Source organism: Solilutibacter silvestris (assembly GCF_002895945.1).
GTDB lineage: Bacteria > Pseudomonadota > Gammaproteobacteria > Xanthomonadales > Xanthomonadaceae > Solilutibacter > Solilutibacter silvestris.
The window spans coordinates 358,758-373,894 of the sequence record NZ_NPZB01000002.1 but is presented as its reverse complement, the minus strand read 5'-3'; the positions used below and the strand labels follow the sequence as shown (position 1 = coordinate 373,894).

Annotated in this window: 14 protein-coding genes, 2 tRNA genes and 1 pseudogene; 7 read left to right on the top strand and 10 right to left on the bottom strand. The window is 64.3% G+C overall.

The window, feature by feature from the left end; all coding sequences use genetic code 11:
- The first annotated feature begins 101 nt into the window (after positions 1-101).
- Positions 102-177: transfer RNA gene (locus Lysil_RS09345), tRNA-Phe, on the top strand.
- 85 nt (positions 178-262) lie between these two features.
- Here the strand turns inward: Lysil_RS09345 and Lysil_RS09340 are convergent.
- The gene (locus Lysil_RS09340) at positions 263-448 is read right to left on the bottom strand and encodes a hypothetical protein (RefSeq protein WP_103075332.1); all 186 of its coding nucleotides are present in this window, start codon (positions 446-448) and stop codon (positions 263-265) included.
- 357 nt (positions 449-805) lie between these two features.
- On the opposite strand from Lysil_RS09340, the gene Lysil_RS09335 reads away from it, so the two are divergent.
- The 6 genes from Lysil_RS09335 (at position 806) to dxs (ending at position 7,464) form a co-directional block, all read left to right on the top strand.
- Positions 806-1,216, top strand: a complete 411-nt coding sequence (locus Lysil_RS09335; protein ID WP_103076001.1) for a hypothetical protein — start codon at positions 806-808, stop codon at positions 1,214-1,216.
- 74 nt (positions 1,217-1,290) lie between these two features.
- Positions 1,291-1,773: an LEA/WHy family protein gene (locus Lysil_RS09330; protein WP_240600478.1), complete on the top strand. Its 483-nt coding sequence runs from the start codon at positions 1,291-1,293 to the stop codon at positions 1,771-1,773.
- A gap of 19 nt (positions 1,774-1,792) precedes the next feature.
- The gene (locus Lysil_RS09325; protein ID WP_103075331.1) at positions 1,793-3,583 is read left to right on the top strand and encodes an acyl-CoA dehydrogenase C-terminal domain-containing protein; all 1,791 of its coding nucleotides are present in this window, start codon (positions 1,793-1,795) and stop codon (positions 3,581-3,583) included.
- A gap of 146 nt (positions 3,584-3,729) precedes the next feature.
- Positions 3,730-4,329, top strand: coding sequence for an HNH endonuclease (locus tag Lysil_RS09320; RefSeq protein WP_240600593.1), 600 nt, complete (start codon positions 3,730-3,732; stop codon positions 4,327-4,329).
- A gap of 79 nt (positions 4,330-4,408) precedes the next feature.
- Entirely contained in the window at positions 4,409-5,500 is a 1,092-nt protein-coding gene (locus Lysil_RS09315) for a hypothetical protein (RefSeq protein WP_103075329.1), read from the top strand.
- 59 nt (positions 5,501-5,559) lie between these two features.
- A complete protein-coding gene (gene dxs / locus Lysil_RS09310) occupies positions 5,560-7,464 on the top strand; it encodes a 1-deoxy-D-xylulose-5-phosphate synthase (protein WP_103075328.1) in 1,905 nt (634 codons plus the stop codon).
- Positions 7,465-7,523: 59 nt separating this feature from the next.
- Here dxs and Lysil_RS09305 read toward each other — a convergent pair.
- The 9 genes and pseudogenes from Lysil_RS09305 to thrS all read right to left on the bottom strand — a co-directional run bounded on the left by Lysil_RS09305 (position 7,524) and on the right by thrS (position 15,106).
- A tRNA-Pro gene (locus Lysil_RS09305) sits at positions 7,524-7,600 on the bottom strand.
- A gap of 26 nt (positions 7,601-7,626) precedes the next feature.
- A complete protein-coding gene (locus tag Lysil_RS09300) occupies positions 7,627-8,004 on the bottom strand; it encodes a MerR family transcriptional regulator (RefSeq protein ID WP_103075327.1) in 378 nt (125 codons plus the stop codon).
- Positions 7,997-8,284, bottom strand: a complete 288-nt coding sequence (locus Lysil_RS09295) for an integration host factor subunit alpha (RefSeq protein WP_103075326.1) — start codon at positions 8,282-8,284, stop codon at positions 7,997-7,999. Before Lysil_RS09295 ends, Lysil_RS09300 begins: the two co-directional genes overlap by 8 nt.
- Before the next feature lie 11 nt (positions 8,285-8,295).
- The gene (pheT, locus tag Lysil_RS09290) at positions 8,296-10,674 is read right to left on the bottom strand and encodes a phenylalanine--tRNA ligase subunit beta (protein WP_103075325.1); all 2,379 of its coding nucleotides are present in this window, start codon (positions 10,672-10,674) and stop codon (positions 8,296-8,298) included.
- On the bottom strand, positions 10,671-11,666 hold the full coding sequence (gene pheS / locus Lysil_RS09285; protein ID WP_103075324.1) for a phenylalanine--tRNA ligase subunit alpha: 996 nt from the start codon (positions 11,664-11,666) through the stop codon (positions 10,671-10,673). Before pheS ends, pheT begins: the two co-directional genes overlap by 4 nt.
- A gap of 207 nt (positions 11,667-11,873) precedes the next feature.
- Positions 11,874-12,224 (bottom strand): annotated as a pseudogene (gene rplT / locus Lysil_RS09280) (50S ribosomal protein L20); the annotation flags it as partial.
- A 13-nt stretch (positions 12,225-12,237) separates the two neighbouring features.
- Positions 12,238-12,441: a 50S ribosomal protein L35 gene (gene rpmI / locus Lysil_RS09275; protein ID WP_103075322.1), complete on the bottom strand. Its 204-nt coding sequence runs from the start codon at positions 12,439-12,441 to the stop codon at positions 12,238-12,240.
- Positions 12,442-12,613: 172 nt separating this feature from the next.
- Entirely contained in the window at positions 12,614-13,165 is a 552-nt protein-coding gene (gene infC, locus Lysil_RS09270; RefSeq protein ID WP_103075321.1) for a translation initiation factor IF-3, read from the bottom strand.
- 36 nt (positions 13,166-13,201) lie between these two features.
- Positions 13,202-15,106, bottom strand: a complete 1,905-nt coding sequence (gene thrS / locus Lysil_RS09265) for a threonine--tRNA ligase (RefSeq protein ID WP_103075320.1) — start codon at positions 15,104-15,106, stop codon at positions 13,202-13,204.
- Positions 15,107-15,137 lie beyond the last annotated feature (31 nt).

Genomic DNA, 15,137 nt, shown 5'->3' with positions numbered 1-15,137 from the left:
TGGACTCTCGCCATCATGCCAGAACCGGCCTGTAGCTTGGCCAAGCGCCCACCCGAACGGTCTTGCCCCGGTCGCAGGCGCGCATTACAATGGGCGGCTATGGCTAGGTAGCTCAGTTGGTAGAGCAGGGGATTGAAAATCCCCGTGTCGGGGGTTCGATTCCCTCCCTGGCCACCATATCCGAAGGGCCTGCAGCGATGCAGGCCCTTTATCTTTTCCCGCGCGTGTTGCCCTTTCGCGGGCAATGGTTTTGCCGGACTGTTCAACTGCTCGCGACGGCGTACCGACTGTTGCTCGTCATGTCGGCGCGCCTGAGTTGATACAGCGCGACCCGCACCGCGTTGGAATGCGAAGTGAAGTAGTCGCTGGTGATGCAATTCATGCCGTGTTGCTTGTAGTAGCGACCCCAAGCGCGGTCACGTTCGGGCGAATGCAACAGGCGACCCATGCCGATGCTCCTGCGTCGCGCCGCGTTTGTGGCGTCATTTGGCGGGCTCGGATCATGATGCTCGTGAACGTGAAAACCGATGAGTGTTGCGATCCCAAGGTTCATTTGTCTTACCCCTTCGTCATAGTCATCGTGGCTTCGACTGTTCGACCTGATCCAGTCGAATGAACCCTATCAGCCGGGCCGTGAGGCCAATCGTGACGGCGTGGAATGCGAGCTGAATCGCGTCGGGCCCACGGTTATTGCTGCCAGCTTGGGCGAGCGAAACTCGACCGCATCTGTGACGCCGCACACACAGTCCATCGCGGAATCCGGCGTAGGCTTGTGATGGCACGCAATGGTTGCTGGAGGAATGCGATGAAACGCATGGTTCTGATACTTGCCCTAGCCCTCGCCGGGTGCGCGACGTCATCGCACGTGATGACCGGCGTGGCACGGCCAGCCATCTCGCCCGACCAGGTGAAGATCTACACCACTCCGCCTCCGGGCAAGTACGAGCAGATCGCCGTCATCGACGCCAACAGCTCGCGGGCGATGGCGATCTCCTCGCAGCAGAAGACCGATGCGGTGGTCGCGCGCCTGAAGGAGGAAGCCGCCAAGCTCGGCGCCAACGGCATCATCCTGCAAGGCATCAACGATCAGGCCTCTGGCGGTGGAGTTTCCCTGGGCGGTTTCAGCATGGGTGGCAACGTCGGCATCGGCACCGGCGTTTCGATTCCGGTCACGCGCAAGGCCGGCAACGCGCTGGCGATCTACGTCTCTCCATAAACGCGTTCGCGCCACCCATACGCAACCGCACTGCCAACCTGATACCGTGTCGGCAACTGGCACACGGAGCTTCCATGCGTTCGCCGAAAAGTTTCCCGATCATTGCCCTCGCCGGCCTGATGACCCTCCTTTCCGCCTGCGCTTCGCACGGTGGCCGCCGCATTTCCGAACCGACGGCGAGCATCCAGCAATTGACGGTGGACGCGCGTGGCAACTGGCAGGTGCAACTGCGCTTGCAGAACTACAGCAGCGTGTCGATGCGCTTCGATGCGGTCGATCTGGCGTTTGAAGTGAACGGCCAGGCCGCCGGCCACCTGCAGGCGACTCCGGCGATGTCGGTGCCGGCCGAATCCGCCGATACCGCCACCATCGCGCGCGTACCCGATGCCACCGCCAAGCTGGCCATGGCCGATGCGCTGGCGTCTGGGATGGGCATCAACTACACGTTGAAGGGCGACATCAAGGCGACCCCCGAAGGCGACAAGCAACGCAGCTACACCATTGACGGCAAGAACCAACTCAACCCGGTGCCCGGCCTGCCCGGCGTGCTGCGCTGATCCATCCGGGAATTCACACATGAGTCAATATCGCGCACCGCTCGCCGACATGCGTTTCGCCCTGTTCGACGTCCTCGATGTCGAAAAACAATTCGCCGCACTCGGTTACGACGAAGTCACGCCCGACATCGTCGATGCCGTGTTGGACGAAGCCGCACGCTTCACCGAAACCGTGCTCGCCCCGCTCAACGCGGTCGGCGACGACATCGGCTGCAAGTTCGATTCCGCCACTGGCGATGTCGTGGCGCCGCCCGGCTTCAAGCAGGCGTTCGACCAGTTCGTCGACGGTGGCTGGACCGGACTCACCAACGACCCCGCTTACGGCGGCCAGGGCATGCCGGAAGTGCTGGGCGCGGCGCTGACCGAAATGGTCGATGCCGCCAACCTCGCCTGGGGCAATTTCCCGATGCTGTCGCACGGCGCGGTCGAGGCACTCAACCGCTACGGCGAGGATTGGCAGAAGGAGGCGTTCCTGCGCCCGCTGGTGGAAGGTCGCTGGACCGGCACCATGTGCCTGACCGAACCGCACGCCGGCACCGATCTCGGCCTGCTGAAAACGCGTGCCGAAGCCAACGCCGACGGCAGCTATTCGATCACCGGCACCAAGATCTTCATCACCTGCGGCGAACACGATCTCGTTCCCAACATCATCCATCTGGTGCTGGCGCGCCTGCCCGATGCACCGCCCGGACCGAAAGGCATCTCGCTGTTCGTGGTGCCGAAGTTCAAGGTCGGCAAGGACGGCGCGGCGGGCGAACGCAATGCGGCGCGTTGCGGCTCGATCGAACACAAGATGGGCATCCACGGCTCCGTCACCTGCGTGATGAACTTCGATGGTGCACAGGGCTATCTCGTCGGCGAGGCCAACAAGGGCCTGCAGGCGATGTTCGTGATGATGAATTCGGCGCGCATGGGTGTCGGCCTGCAGGGATTGGGGTTGAGCGAACGCGCCTACCAGAACGCCGTGCGTTACGCGCGCGAACGCCTGCAGACGCGCTCGCTGGCGGGGGCGAAATTCCCCGAGAAAGCGGCCGATCCGATCATCGTCCATCCCGATGTGCGGCGCATGTTGCTGTCGATGAAATCGCTGGTCGAAGGCGGTCGCCTGCTGGCGCTGCACGCCTATTCGCAACTCGACGCCGCGCACCACGCCCAGGACGCCGACGCACGCGCGAAAGCCGACACGCTGGCGAGCTTCCTGACGCCGATCACCAAGGCCTGCCAGACCGAGTGGTCGATCGAGAACACCTACAACGCGATCCAGTGCTTCGGTGGCCACGGCTACATCCACGAACACGGCATGGAGCAACTGGCGCGCGATGCTCGCATCACCACCTTGTACGAAGGCACCACCGGCATCCAGTCACTCGACCTGATCGGCCGCAAGACCGCATCGACGCAGGGCGCGGGCCTGAAACTGTTCCTGGCGATGATCGACGATTTCGCGAAGCAACACGAAGGCGATGTCGCGCTCGCCGAATTCATCGCACCGCTCAAGGCCAAGGCCGCGGAATGGGCGCAACTCACCACCGGCATCCTCCAGCGCGCGGCGAAGAATCCCGAGGAACTGGGCGCCGCCAGCACCGATTACCTGTTCTATTCCGGCTACGTGGTGCTGGCCTACTGGTGGGCACGGAGCGTCGCCGCGGCGAATGGCTCGTCGCGCAACGCCGCGTTCAAGCAGGCCAAGCTCGATACCGCACGCTTCTATTTCGCCCGGATGCTGCCGCGCACGCTGGCCCACAAGGCGGCGATCGAGTCCGGTGCCGAGCCGCTGATGGCGATGCCGGCAGAACTGTTCGGGGACTGAACGCGCTGTGCCACGGTCCGTTCAGGAGCCATCCCGAGCGGGCCATACACAAAACGTCAACAAACGGGTGTAAGGTGAATCCCCGTATGGAGCCAGCGCACGCGCATCGTCGTCTGCAACTGGCCGCCTCCGACGCGGAGCCGGCTTTGGGCATCCTGTCCCCCGTTACCGAGATCCGACGCCCCGGCGTCGTGCGCCTGCTGGCGCTGGATTCGCACGGCCAGGCGCTGGACTGGATCAGCTGGCAGGACGCCGCCTGCCTCTATACGCGCGATGCCGTCGCCTGGACGCTGGGCGATCCCTGCATCACCCTGCACGGCGGCACCTCGCGCCTGACCGGCGAACAGAGCCAGCTGCTGCTGCATCCGATCATCGCCGCCCGCAACCACGCCCGCGGCCGCCCGGGCATGCCGACGCCAGCGCTGACCAATCCGGCGCTATTCGCCCGCGACCAGCAGCTGTGCATGTACTGCGGCAACAACTACGGACGCAGCCATCTCACCCGCGACCATGTGCAACCGGTCTCGCGTGGCGGCAGGGATGTGTGGGAGAACGTCGTCACCGCCTGCGTCGGCTGCAATTCGCGCAAGGGCAGTCGCACGCCACAGCAGGCCTCGATGCCATTGCTGGCAATTCCCTACCGGCCGAGCTGGATCGAGCACCTGATTCTCAGCAACCGTCACATTCTTGCCGACCAGATGGAATTCCTGAAGGCGCAACTGCCGAAGAAATCGCCACGCCATTGATGAAAACGGGAAGCGCGCACTGGTTAACAGGCGCGACTCACCCATAGAATCATCGCTTTCCGGTTGTGGTGGTGGGTCGATGAAGCTGAAGTTGGGCATGACGGGCATGGATGGCCCGACGCAAGCCGCGTTGACCGAGGCGTTCCACGCCGCCAACCAATCCTCCGGCAACCGTTTCGAGTTGAGCGCCGCCGGCAACGAAGCCGATTTCGTCATCGTCGACATGGACAGCCTCTACGGGCCGATGAGCTTCATGCAGCTGCACAACGCCGGCAAGCATGTGATCGGCTACACGCAGGCGCCGCGCACGCAATCCGACTCGCGCCTGGCGCGTCCGTTGGATCCCGCAGAATTCAGCAACCTGCTCGGCATGCTCGCCGACCAGCGCGGTGCGCAGCCTGTCCTCGAGGACGTCCAGCCCGAGGAGCCCATGCCCGAGCCGACACCTGCGGCCGTCGTCGTGCAACAGGCGGTTGTGGAAGATGTCGCGCCGCTGGAATCGGCACCGCCCGCCGGCACCACGCCCGCACCGAAGCAGCAGGATCATCTGCCGCCCTCGCCCGCAGTCACCGTCGCCGCGCCCCATCCGGTTGCCGAAGCGCAGCCGCTGGTTGCCAACGTCGTTCCGGAGCCGGTACACCACGCCACGCTCGCCGACTGGCTGGTCGCAGGCGCCCTCAAGGGCCCGGTCGCCTTCCAGCGCGGCGATGGCCCGGAACTGCGTATCCATCCCGTGCAGCGTGAATACCAGGGCCCGACCGGCCTGAAACCGCTGATCGCCTATTTCGACGCCGCGGTGGCCGAACACGACCTGCGCGCCCTGGCCGATGGCGACTGGCAGGCGGGCACGGCGCAGCCACTGACGCGACTGGTGTGGCTGGCCGGATTGCTGGCCGGGAACGGTCGCATCGTCGCCGGACTGCCCGACCATGCCCATTTCCAGCTCACCAAGTGGCCGCAGACCGAGCGCGAATATCCCAAGCACTTCCGCATCGCCACCGCGATGATGAAGGGCCCGGCGACTGTCGAGCAGATCGCCGAAGCAGCCAGCGTGCCGGCCAGTGACGTCGCCGATTTCGTCAATGCCAACCTCGCCACCGGCTTCGCGACCGCCAGCGTGGACGGCGTGAACGCGCCAGCCCCGGGCATCCTCGGCGCCCTGCGCGGCTGAGTGCGCCACTTCACACCGGCAACACCGCGGCCGCGTGCGCGTGGTCGTAAAATGTCGGCATGATCGATGCCGACCGTTATCCGCGCCTGTCGCGGATCGATACCCCCGCTGACCTGCGCACATTCGACGCGAGCGAATTGCCGGCCATCGCCGATGAACTGCGCGCCTACCTGATCGAATCGGCGGGCAAGTCCGGCGGCCACTTCGGCGCCGGCCTCGGCGTGGTCGAACTCACCACCGTCCTCCATTACCTCTACGACACGCCGGAAGACCGCATCGTCTGGGACGTCGGTCACCAGGCCTATCCGCACAAGATCCTCACCGGCCGCCGCGACGCCATCCACACCGTCAAGCAGAAGGACGGCATCGCGCCGTTCCCCAAGCGCGAGGAATCGGTCTACGACACCTTCGGCGTCGGCCATTCGTCGACCTCGATTTCCGCGGCGCTGGGCATGGCGATCGCCAACCGTCACGCCGGCAACGATCGCAAGGTGGTCGCGGTGATCGGCGATGGCGCGATGACGGCGGGCATGGTCTACGAAGCGCTGAACCACGCCGGCGGCATGGACCAGGATCCCGACATGCTGGTGATCCTCAACGACAACCGCATGTCGATCAGCGAAGCGGTCGGCGGACTCACCAAGATGCTCGGGCGCATGACCGGCAGCCGCACGCTCAACGCGATCCGCGAAGGCGGCAAGAAATTGCTGGGCGACAAGGACAAGGCGCCCGCGCGCTTCGTCAAGCGTTGGGAAGAACACTGGAAAGGCATGTTCGTGCCATCCACCCTGTTCGAGGAAATGGGTTTCCATTACACCGGCCCGATCGACGGCCACGACGTCAACGCGCTGGTGGAAATGATCAACACGCTGAAGGGATTGAAAGGCCCGCAGCTGCTCCACGTCATCACCACCAAGGGCAAGGGTTACGAACGTGCGGAAGCCGACCAGATCGGTTATCACGCGGTGTCGCCATTCGACCCCGAACAAGGCCTGGTGTCGAAGCCGGGCGCGGTGAAGAAACCGACCTATACCGATGTCTTCGGTGACTGGCTGTGCGACATGGCCGCCGCCGATCCGAAGCTGCTGGCGATCACCCCGGCGATGCGCGAAGGCTCGGGCCTCGTGCGTTTCAGCAAGGAATATCCCGATCGCTATTTCGATGTCGCGATCGCCGAACAACACGCGGTGACGCTCGCCGCCGGCATGGCCTGCGAAGGCGCGAAACCGGTGGTGGCGATCTACTCGACCTTCCTGCAACGCGGCTACGACCAGTTGGTGCACGACGTCGCCATCCAGAATCTCGACGTGCTGTTCGCGATCGATCGCGGCGGCGTGGTTGGCCCCGATGGCGCGACGCACGCCGGCAACCTCGATCTCTCCTACCTGCGCTGCGTGCCCAACATGGTGGTGATGGCGGCGTCCGACGAGGACGAATGCCGCGCGATGCTCAGCACCGGCTTCGACTATCACGGCCCGGCGGCGGTGCGTTACCCGCGCGGCAGCGGCCCCGGCGTGGCGATTTCGCGGTCACTCGACGTGTTGCCGATCGGCAAGGCCGAGGTGAAACGACGCGGCCAGCACATCGCGCTGCTGGCGTTCGGCGCCATCGTGCCTGCGGCGCAACAAGTGGGCGAGGAATTCGGTTTCAGCGTGGTCAACATGCGCTTCGTGAAACCGCTGGATCGCCAATTGATCCTGGAACTGGCGAAGACGCACGATGGATTCGTCACGCTTGAGGACAACGTGGTCGCCGGTGGCGCTGGATCCGGTGTGGCGGAATTGCTGGCCGCTGCCGGTATCGTCATGCCGATCCTTCACCTGGGCTTGCCCGATGCCTTCCAGCATCACGCCAGCCGCGAGGATTTGCTGGGCGAAGCCGGACTGGATGCGGCGGGGATTCGCGGTGCGGTGCTTGCGCGCTTTCCGCAACAACAGGATGGGAAGTTGCGCGCGAGCGTGTGAGCGGGTTCATCATCGCTGCGGATATAACAACGCCCGGGCATGCCGGGCGTTGTTTTGTTTGGTCGGGGTAGCCGGATTTGAACCGACGACCACTTGTCCCCCAGACAAGTGCGCTACCAGGCTGCGCTATACCCCGGAAACGCCATTATAGACGATCGCTGCTCAGCGCCGCAGCAGCGCGACGATCTGTTCCAGCTCGAGGCGCACCGTGCGCAGCGAGTCCTGCGCGGGCGACACGGCAGCATGCGTCGCAACCGCTGCGGCCTTGCCCTGGTCGCCTTCCAGGCGCAGGCGCGCGCCGCTGATGGTGTAGCCCTGCTCGTACAGCAGGCCGCGGATCTGGCGCACCATCATCACGTCGGAACGCTGGTAGTAGCGACGGTTGCCGCGACGCTTGACCGGCTTCAGCGACGGAAATTCGGTTTCCCAATAGCGCAGCACGTGTGGTTTCACGTCGCACAATTCGCTGACTTCGCCGATGGTGAAGTAGCGCTTCGCCGGGATCGGCGGGAGTTCCTTGTTGCTGCCGGGATCAAGCATGACCTTCCACGCGCTCCTTCAGCTTCTGACCCGGCTTGAACGTGACCACGGTGCGCGCGGTGATCGGGATCTCGACACCGGTCTTGGGGTTGCGGCCGGGGCGTTCGTTCTTGCGGCGCAGGTCGAAATTGCCGAAGCCGGACATCTTCACCTGGCGACCATCTGACAGTGCATCGGACAACGAGGAAAAAAACGCATCGACGAATTCCTTCGACTCGCGCTTGTTCAACCCGACCTCTTCATGCAACCGGTCGGCGAGTTCAGCTTTCGTCAACGCCATGAATCATTCCCCTATCCGCGTACTACGGCTCCGTGCCTGGATGCCGCAGTATCAATCACCTTCGTGATCAATGCGTTGACATCCTGGTCGGTCAGGGTGCGTGATTCCTCCTGCAGAATCAAGCCCATGGCGAAACTTTTTTCGTCGTCGCCAACGCCCGGCCCGGTGTAGACATCGAACAGCACCAGTTCGCGCAGCCATTCACCCGCGGACTCGCGCACGCTGCGTGCAAGCGCTTCCCATTCGATGTTGCGCGGCACCACCAGCGCGAGATCGCGACGCACCGACGGGAAACGTGACAGCGGCCGCGACTTGGGAACGTCGCGCAGCGCCAGCGGCGCGAGATCGACTTCGAACGCGCAGGTGCGCGCAGGCAGGTCGAGCGCATTGCACAGCGCCGGATGCAGTTCGGCGATCCAGCCGAGCTTCACGTCACCACGGAACACATTGGCGCAGCGGCCGGGATGCGCCCACGGCAGGCGCGCAGCGCGATAGTCCAGTGTCGCGTCCGCGAGCGCGGCCAGCGTGTCGAGATCGCCCTTGAGGTCGAAGACGTCGACGCCACGCTTGCCGTTGGCATCGCCCCACTGTTCGTCGGCGGCGCTGCCGCAGGCGATCACGGCGATACGCTGGGTATGCAGCGGTGCATCATTGGTCGCGTGAAAGACATTGCCGAGCTCGAACAGGCGCACGCGCGACTGCTGACGCGCACTGTTGCGTGCAAGTGCCTCTGCGAGCCCCGGCACCAGTGACGTGCGCATCACCGCCAGTTCGGCGCTGAGCGGATTGGCCAATTCCAGGCTGTCTGCGGTCATCTGCCACGCCTGCAATTGGCGCGCATCGACGAAGGCGAAGGTGATCGCTTCGAGATAGCCACGCGCGACCAGCTGGCGACGCAAGGCCCAATCGGAGACACGGGTTTCCGACGGCGCACGCACGGTGGCACCGCCGGCCGGCAAGGTGGTCGGGATGGCATCGTAGCCGTGGATGCGCGCGACTTCCTCGATCAGGTCTTCCTCGATCGCGATGTCGAAGCGCGAGGACGGCGCGGTCGCCATCCAGCCATCGGCAGTCGCGTTCACCGCGAATCCAAGCGAACGCAGGATGCGTTCGACATCGGCATCGGCGATCGTCACGCCGAGCACGCGCGCCAGTCGCGCACGGCGCAGTGACACCGGCTGCGGCCGTGGCAATTCGGCGTCCAGCGCGACTTCGCTCACCGGTCCCGGCGTGCCACCGGCGACTTCGAGGATCAATGCGGTCGCGCGTTCGATCGCGACGCGCGGCAACTGCGGATCGACACCACGTTCGAAACGATGCGAAGCGTCGGTGTGCATGCCGAGCTTGCGCGAACGGCCGATGATCGCCGCCGGCGCGAAATGCGCGGCTTCCAGGAACACGTTGCGGGTACCGTCGCCGACGCGGGTGTCAAACCCGCCCATCACGCCTGCCAGCGCGACGGCGCGATCGGCGTCGGTGATGACGAGGAAGCCGTCGTCCACCGCCACTTCGCGGCCATCGAGCAGCTTCAGCGTTTCGCCAGCGCGGGCACGGCGCACGCCGATCGGTCCCTGCAGGCGATCGCGGTCGAACGCATGCATCGGTTGGCCGAGTTCCAGCATCACGTACTGGGTGACATCGACCAGGAAGCTCACCGGGCGAATGCCGCTGCGGCGCAGGCGCTCGGCCATCCACAGCGGCGTCGCGACCTTGGCATCGATGCCTTCGATCACGCGACCGACATAGCGCGGCGCATCGGCGCCGGCATCGAGCGTGATCGGCAATGTTGCGGTCGATTGCGCGGGCACGGCATCGATCTTCTGTTCAACCAGCGCCGTGCCGGTGGCGGCGGCGACGTCACGGGCGATACCACTCAGGCAGAAACAATCGGCACGATTCGGGGTGAGCCCGAGTTCGATCACCGCATCGGGCAGGCCAAGGTAGTCGCCGATGGCCATGCCGACCGGCGCATCCGCCGGCAATTCCAGCAGGCCCGAGGCATCGGCATCGATGCCGAGTTCTTTCGCGGAACAGAGCATGCCGTTCGATTCGACACCGCGCAGTTTCGCCGGCTTGATGGTGATCTCGCCGATCTTCGCGCCGACCAGCGCCAGCGGCGCCTTCAGGCCGGAACGCGCGTTCGGTGCGCCGCAGACGATCTGCAACACACCGTGCACGCCGGCATCGACCGTGCACACCTGCAGGCGATCGGCTTCGGGATGGCGCGCGCAATCGCGAATCTGTGCGACGACGACATCGTTGCCAAGGCCTTGCCCCAGCACGTCGCTGTCTTCGACTTCAAGACCGATCGCGGTGAGGGTGGCTTCCAGTTGTTCACGCGTCTGCGTGGTCGGAACCAGTTCGCGCAGCCAGAGTTCGGAGAATTTCATGCGAATTGCCTGAGGAAGCGCACGTCGTTCTCGAAGAACGCGCGCAGATCATTGACGCCGTAACGCAGCATCGCCAGACGCTCGACACCCATGCCGAAGGCGAAGCCGCTGTAGCGCTCGGGATCGATGCCGACATTCCGCAGCACCGAGGGATGGACCATGCCGCAGCCCAGCACTTCCAGCCAACGGGAATTGCCGTCACCAGTATCCCACTTGATGACGACGTCAGCGCCCGGTTCCACGAACGGGAAATAGGTCGGCTTGAACAGCATCTCGAAATCGCGCTCGAAGAAACCGCGCAGGAATTCGGCAATCGTGCCCTTGAGATCGGCGAAGGTCGCGTGCTCGTCCACCAGCAGCCCTTCGACCTGATGGAACATCGGCGAATGCGTCTGGTCGCTGTCGCTGCGATAGACCTTGCCGGCGGCGATCATCCGCAGCGGGGGTTTGATGTCCTTCATGTAGCGCACCTGCACGCCCGAGGTATGCGTGCGGAGCAGGCGACCGTCGCCGAAGTAGAAGGTGTCGTGCATCGCGCGCGCGGGATGGTGCGGCGGGAAGTTCAGCGCCTCGAAGTTGTGCCAGTCGTCCTCGATCTCGGGACCATCGGCCAGTTCATAGCCGAGGCGCGCGAAGATGTCGACGATGCGTTCCAGCGCACGGTTGAGCGGATGGATGCCGCCGATGCCGCCATCGCGGCCGGGCAGCGTCATGTCCAGCGTTTCACCGGAGAGGCGCGCATCGAGTGCGGCGCTGTCCAGCGATTGCTTGCGTGCCGTCAGTGCGTCGGTGACGACCGTGCGCACGCGGTTCACCACCTCGCCCTGGGTCTTGCGCTCATCGGGCGACAACGCGCCCAGCGCCTTCAATCGCGCAGTGATGCTGCCGTTCTTGCCCAGCAGGGCCACGCGCAGCTGTTCCAGCGCATCGGGCGATGCCGCCGCGGCAATGTCGGCCAGGGCTTGGTGTTGCTGTGTGTCGAGTTCGCTCATGTGCAAAGAATAGTCGGTGCGCGACGGATTCCGCCCGCCGCAAACGACGATGGGGAAGGACTCGCGCCCTTCCCCATCATTTGAAGCTGCCGATCGCTCAGCGCGGCCGGCGTGGCTGGATCAGCCTTGCTTCTTCGCCTTGGCCGGCTTGCGGGCCGGTTCCATGACGTACTTGGGCAGGCTTTCCGGCACCTTCACTTCCATGCCCAGCGCCTTGCCGGCGGTCTGCGCCAGCACGCTGAAGGCCGGCAGGTCGTGCACGGCGATGTCGGCCAGGACCTTGCGGTCGAGGGTGACACCGGCCTTGAGCAGGCCGTTCATGAAGCGGCTGTAGGACAGGCCGAACATGCGGGACGCGGCGTTGATGCGCACGATCCACAGGCTGCGGAACTGGCGCTTCTTCAGCTTGCGGCCGATGTAGGCGTACTGCTGGGCCTTGGTGACCGCCTGCTTGGCGACGCGGAAGACCTTGCGGCGGGCGTTGTAATAACCCTTCGCGGCCTTCAGGACTTTCTTGTGACGGCGTCGTGCTACGACGCCACGCTTGACTCGTGCCATTGTTCAGTCCTCCTCAGAGATAGGGCAGCATGCGGTCCAGACGACCGGCGTCGCCCGGGCAGACGTAGTTCGTCTGACGCAGGTTGCGCTTGCGCTTGGTGGCCTTCTTGGTGAGGATGTGGCTGCGGTTGGCATGGCCACACTTGAGTTTGCCGCTGGCGGTCTTGCGGAATCGCTTCGCCGCGCCGCGATGGGTCTTGATCTTGACCTTCGACATGACATTCCTTGGTTGTGTTCTGACTGGCCGGGCGCAGGCTCGCGCCTGCTTTCCATCCTTGCCCATGCCGGGTTCATGCCGCTATCCAGTATCGGGCGCGGCAGGCCCGTCCCGGAGAACCGGGAGCCGCCCAGTATGGCGGAAAGGTGAACGTGACGCAAGATCGGGCGGATTACTTCCGCTTCGGCGCGATCATCATCACCATCTGGCGCCCTTCCAGGCGCGGACGCGATTCGATCACGATGTCCTCGCCGAGGTCGCCCTCGATGCGCCGGGCCATCTCGATGCCCAGCTCCTGATGGCTCATTTCGCGGCCACGGAAGCGGATGTTGACCTTGATCTTGTCGCCTTCGATCAGGAATTCGCGCATCTTGCGCAGCTTGATCTGGTAGTCGCCCTCGTCGGTGACCGGCCGGAACTTCACTTCCTTGATCTCGACCTGCTTGGTCTTCTTCTTGGCCTCGTTGGCCTTCTTCTGCAGTTCGAACTTGAACTTGCCGAAGTCCATGATCTTGCACACCGGCGGATCCGCCTGCGGCTGGATCTCGACCAGGTCGAGACCTTCTTCCTCGGCCATGCGCAAGGCGTCGTCGCGCAACAGTACTCCCACCATTTCGCCGTCCGAGCCAATCACGCGCACGCGCGGGACACGGATTTCGCTGTTCTTGCGGTTCTGCTTGTTATCGATGGGGGTACTGATATTGCGGTCTCCAAGGGGAATCAGGTCCGGGCTGCGTTTTGCATGGCCGCCCGGTGATGGTCAGGCTGGTACGTGTTCCGCACGCAGCCTGTTTGCGAAGTCTTCGATCGTCTGGCTCCCCAGGTCCTCGCCTCCGCGGCTACGCACTGAAACCCGGCCTTCCTCGCGTTCGCGGTCGCCCACGACCAGCAGGTAAGGCACGCGTTGCAGCGTGTGCTCGCGAATCTTATAGCCGATCTTCTCGTTCCGCAAATCGGAAACCACCCGGAAGCCTTGATCCGCAAGGGTTTTGCGGACCTGATCGGCATATTCGGCCTGGGCATCGGTGATATTCATCACGACAGCCTGAATTGGGGCCAGCCAGGCCGGGAACTGGCCGGCGTGGTGTTCGATCAGGATACCGAGGAAACGCTCCATCGAGCCAACGATGGCCCGGTGCAGCATGACCGGATGGCGTTTCTGGCTGTGTTCATCGACATATTCGGCGCCAAGGCGGCTCGGCATCATGAAGTCGACCTGCATGGTCCCGAGCTGCCAGGTGCGGCCGATGGCGTCCTTCAGGTGGTACTCGATCTTGGGGCCATAGAAGGCGCCCTCGCCCGGCAATTCCTGCCATTCCACCCCGGCACTGCGCAGGGCCGAGCGCAGCGCGTCCTCGGCCTTGTCCCACGTCGCATCGTCGCCGAGACGGGATTCCGGACGCAGCGCGATCTTGATCTGGATGTCGCTGAAGCCGAAGTCGGAATAGACCTTGAGCGCCTGCTGGTGGAAGTCGCGGACCTCGGACTCGATCTGGTCCTCGGTGCAGAAGATGTGGCCGTCGTCCTGGGTGAAGCCGCGCACGCGGAGGATGCCGTGCAACGCGCCCGAGGGTTCATTGCGGTGGCAGGCGCCGAATTCGCCATAGCGGATCGGCAGATCGCGGTAGCTGTGCAGGCCCTGGTTGAACACCTGGACGTGGCCCGGGCAGTTCATCGGCTTGAGCGCGTAGGTGTGCTTCTCCGATTCGGTGAAGAACATGTTGTCCTTGTAGTTGTCCCAGTGGCCGGACTTCTGCCACAGCGACACGTCGAGGATCTGCGGGCAGCGCACTTCGCCGTAGCCGGTCTGGCGATAAACGCGGCGCATGTACTGCTCGACGATCTGCCAGATCGCCCAGCCCTTGGGATGCCAGAACACCAGACCCGGGCCTTCTTCCTGCAGATGGAACAGGTCCTGCGCCTTGCCGATCTTGCGATGGTCGCGCTTGTCGGCTTCCTCCAGTTGCGTCAGGTAGGCCTTGAGATCCTTGTCGTTGAGCCAGGCGGTGCCGTAGACGCGCTGGAGCATCTCGTTGTCGGAATTGCCGCGCCAGTACGCACCAGCCACCTTCATCAGCTTGAACGCGCGCAACTTGCCGGTGTTCGGCACGTGCGGGCCGCGGCAGAGATCGGTGAATTCGCCCTGCGTGTAGAGCGAAAGCTCCTGGTCCGCCGGGATCGATTCGATGATCTGCGCCTTGTATTCCTCGTTCTTGTCGCGGAAGAATTTGACAGCGTCATCGCGCGACAGCACCGAGCGCGCCACCGGCAATTCCTCGGCGACGATCTTCTTCATCTCGGCCTCGATCTTCTCGAGGTCTTCCGGGGTGAACGGCATCTTGCGCGCGAAGTCGTAATAAAAACCGTTGTCGATCACCGGGCCGATGGTGACCTGGGTATCGGGGAACAGCCGCTGCGTGGCCTGCGCCAGCAGATGCGCGGTCGAGTGGCGCAGCACGTCGAGCGCTTCCGGCGACTTGTCGGTGACGATCGCGAGTTCGGCGTCATGGTCGATGCGGAAGCTGGCGTCGACGAGAGTGCCGTCGACCTTGCCAGCCAACGCGGCCTTGGCCAGTCCGGCGCCGATGGACGCGGCGACCTCTGCGACCGTCACCGGATGGTCGAATTCGCGGCGGCTGCCGTCGGGGAGCGTGATGTTGATCATTGGAATGCGTGATTGAAGAGTGGGGATCGGG

What these genes read in the sequence shown, in the direction of transcription:
- Lysil_RS09335 (WP_103076001.1), top strand. Translation starts at nt 806, where the DNA reads ATGAAACGCATGGTTCTGATACTTGCCCTAGCCCTCGCCGGGTGCGCG.
- Lysil_RS09340 (WP_103075332.1), bottom strand. Translation starts at nt 448, where the DNA reads ATGGGTCGCCTGTTGCATTCGCCCGAACGTGACCGCGCTTGGGGTCGC.
- Lysil_RS09295 (WP_103075326.1), bottom strand. Translation starts at nt 8,284, where the DNA reads ATGGCGTTGACGAAAGCTGAACTCGCCGACCGGTTGCATGAAGAGGTC.
- pheS (WP_103075324.1), bottom strand. Translation starts at nt 11,666, where the DNA reads ATGAGCGAACTCGACACACAGCAACACCAAGCCCTGGCCGACATTGCC.
- Lysil_RS09325 (WP_103075331.1), top strand. Translation starts at nt 1,793, where the DNA reads ATGAGTCAATATCGCGCACCGCTCGCCGACATGCGTTTCGCCCTGTTC.
- Lysil_RS09315 (WP_103075329.1), top strand. Translation starts at nt 4,409, where the DNA reads ATGAAGCTGAAGTTGGGCATGACGGGCATGGATGGCCCGACGCAAGCC.
- dxs (WP_103075328.1), top strand. Translation starts at nt 5,560, where the DNA reads ATGATCGATGCCGACCGTTATCCGCGCCTGTCGCGGATCGATACCCCC.
- thrS (WP_103075320.1), bottom strand. Translation starts at nt 15,106, where the DNA reads ATGATCAACATCACGCTCCCCGACGGCAGCCGCCGCGAATTCGACCAT.
- rpmI (WP_103075322.1), bottom strand. Translation starts at nt 12,441, where the DNA reads ATGTCGAAGGTCAAGATCAAGACCCATCGCGGCGCGGCGAAGCGATTC.
- Lysil_RS09300 (WP_103075327.1), bottom strand. Translation starts at nt 8,004, where the DNA reads ATGCTTGATCCCGGCAGCAACAAGGAACTCCCGCCGATCCCGGCGAAG.
- Lysil_RS09330 (WP_240600478.1), top strand. Translation starts at nt 1,291, where the DNA reads ATGCGTTCGCCGAAAAGTTTCCCGATCATTGCCCTCGCCGGCCTGATG.
- pheT (WP_103075325.1), bottom strand. Translation starts at nt 10,674, where the DNA reads ATGAAATTCTCCGAACTCTGGCTGCGCGAACTGGTTCCGACCACGCAG.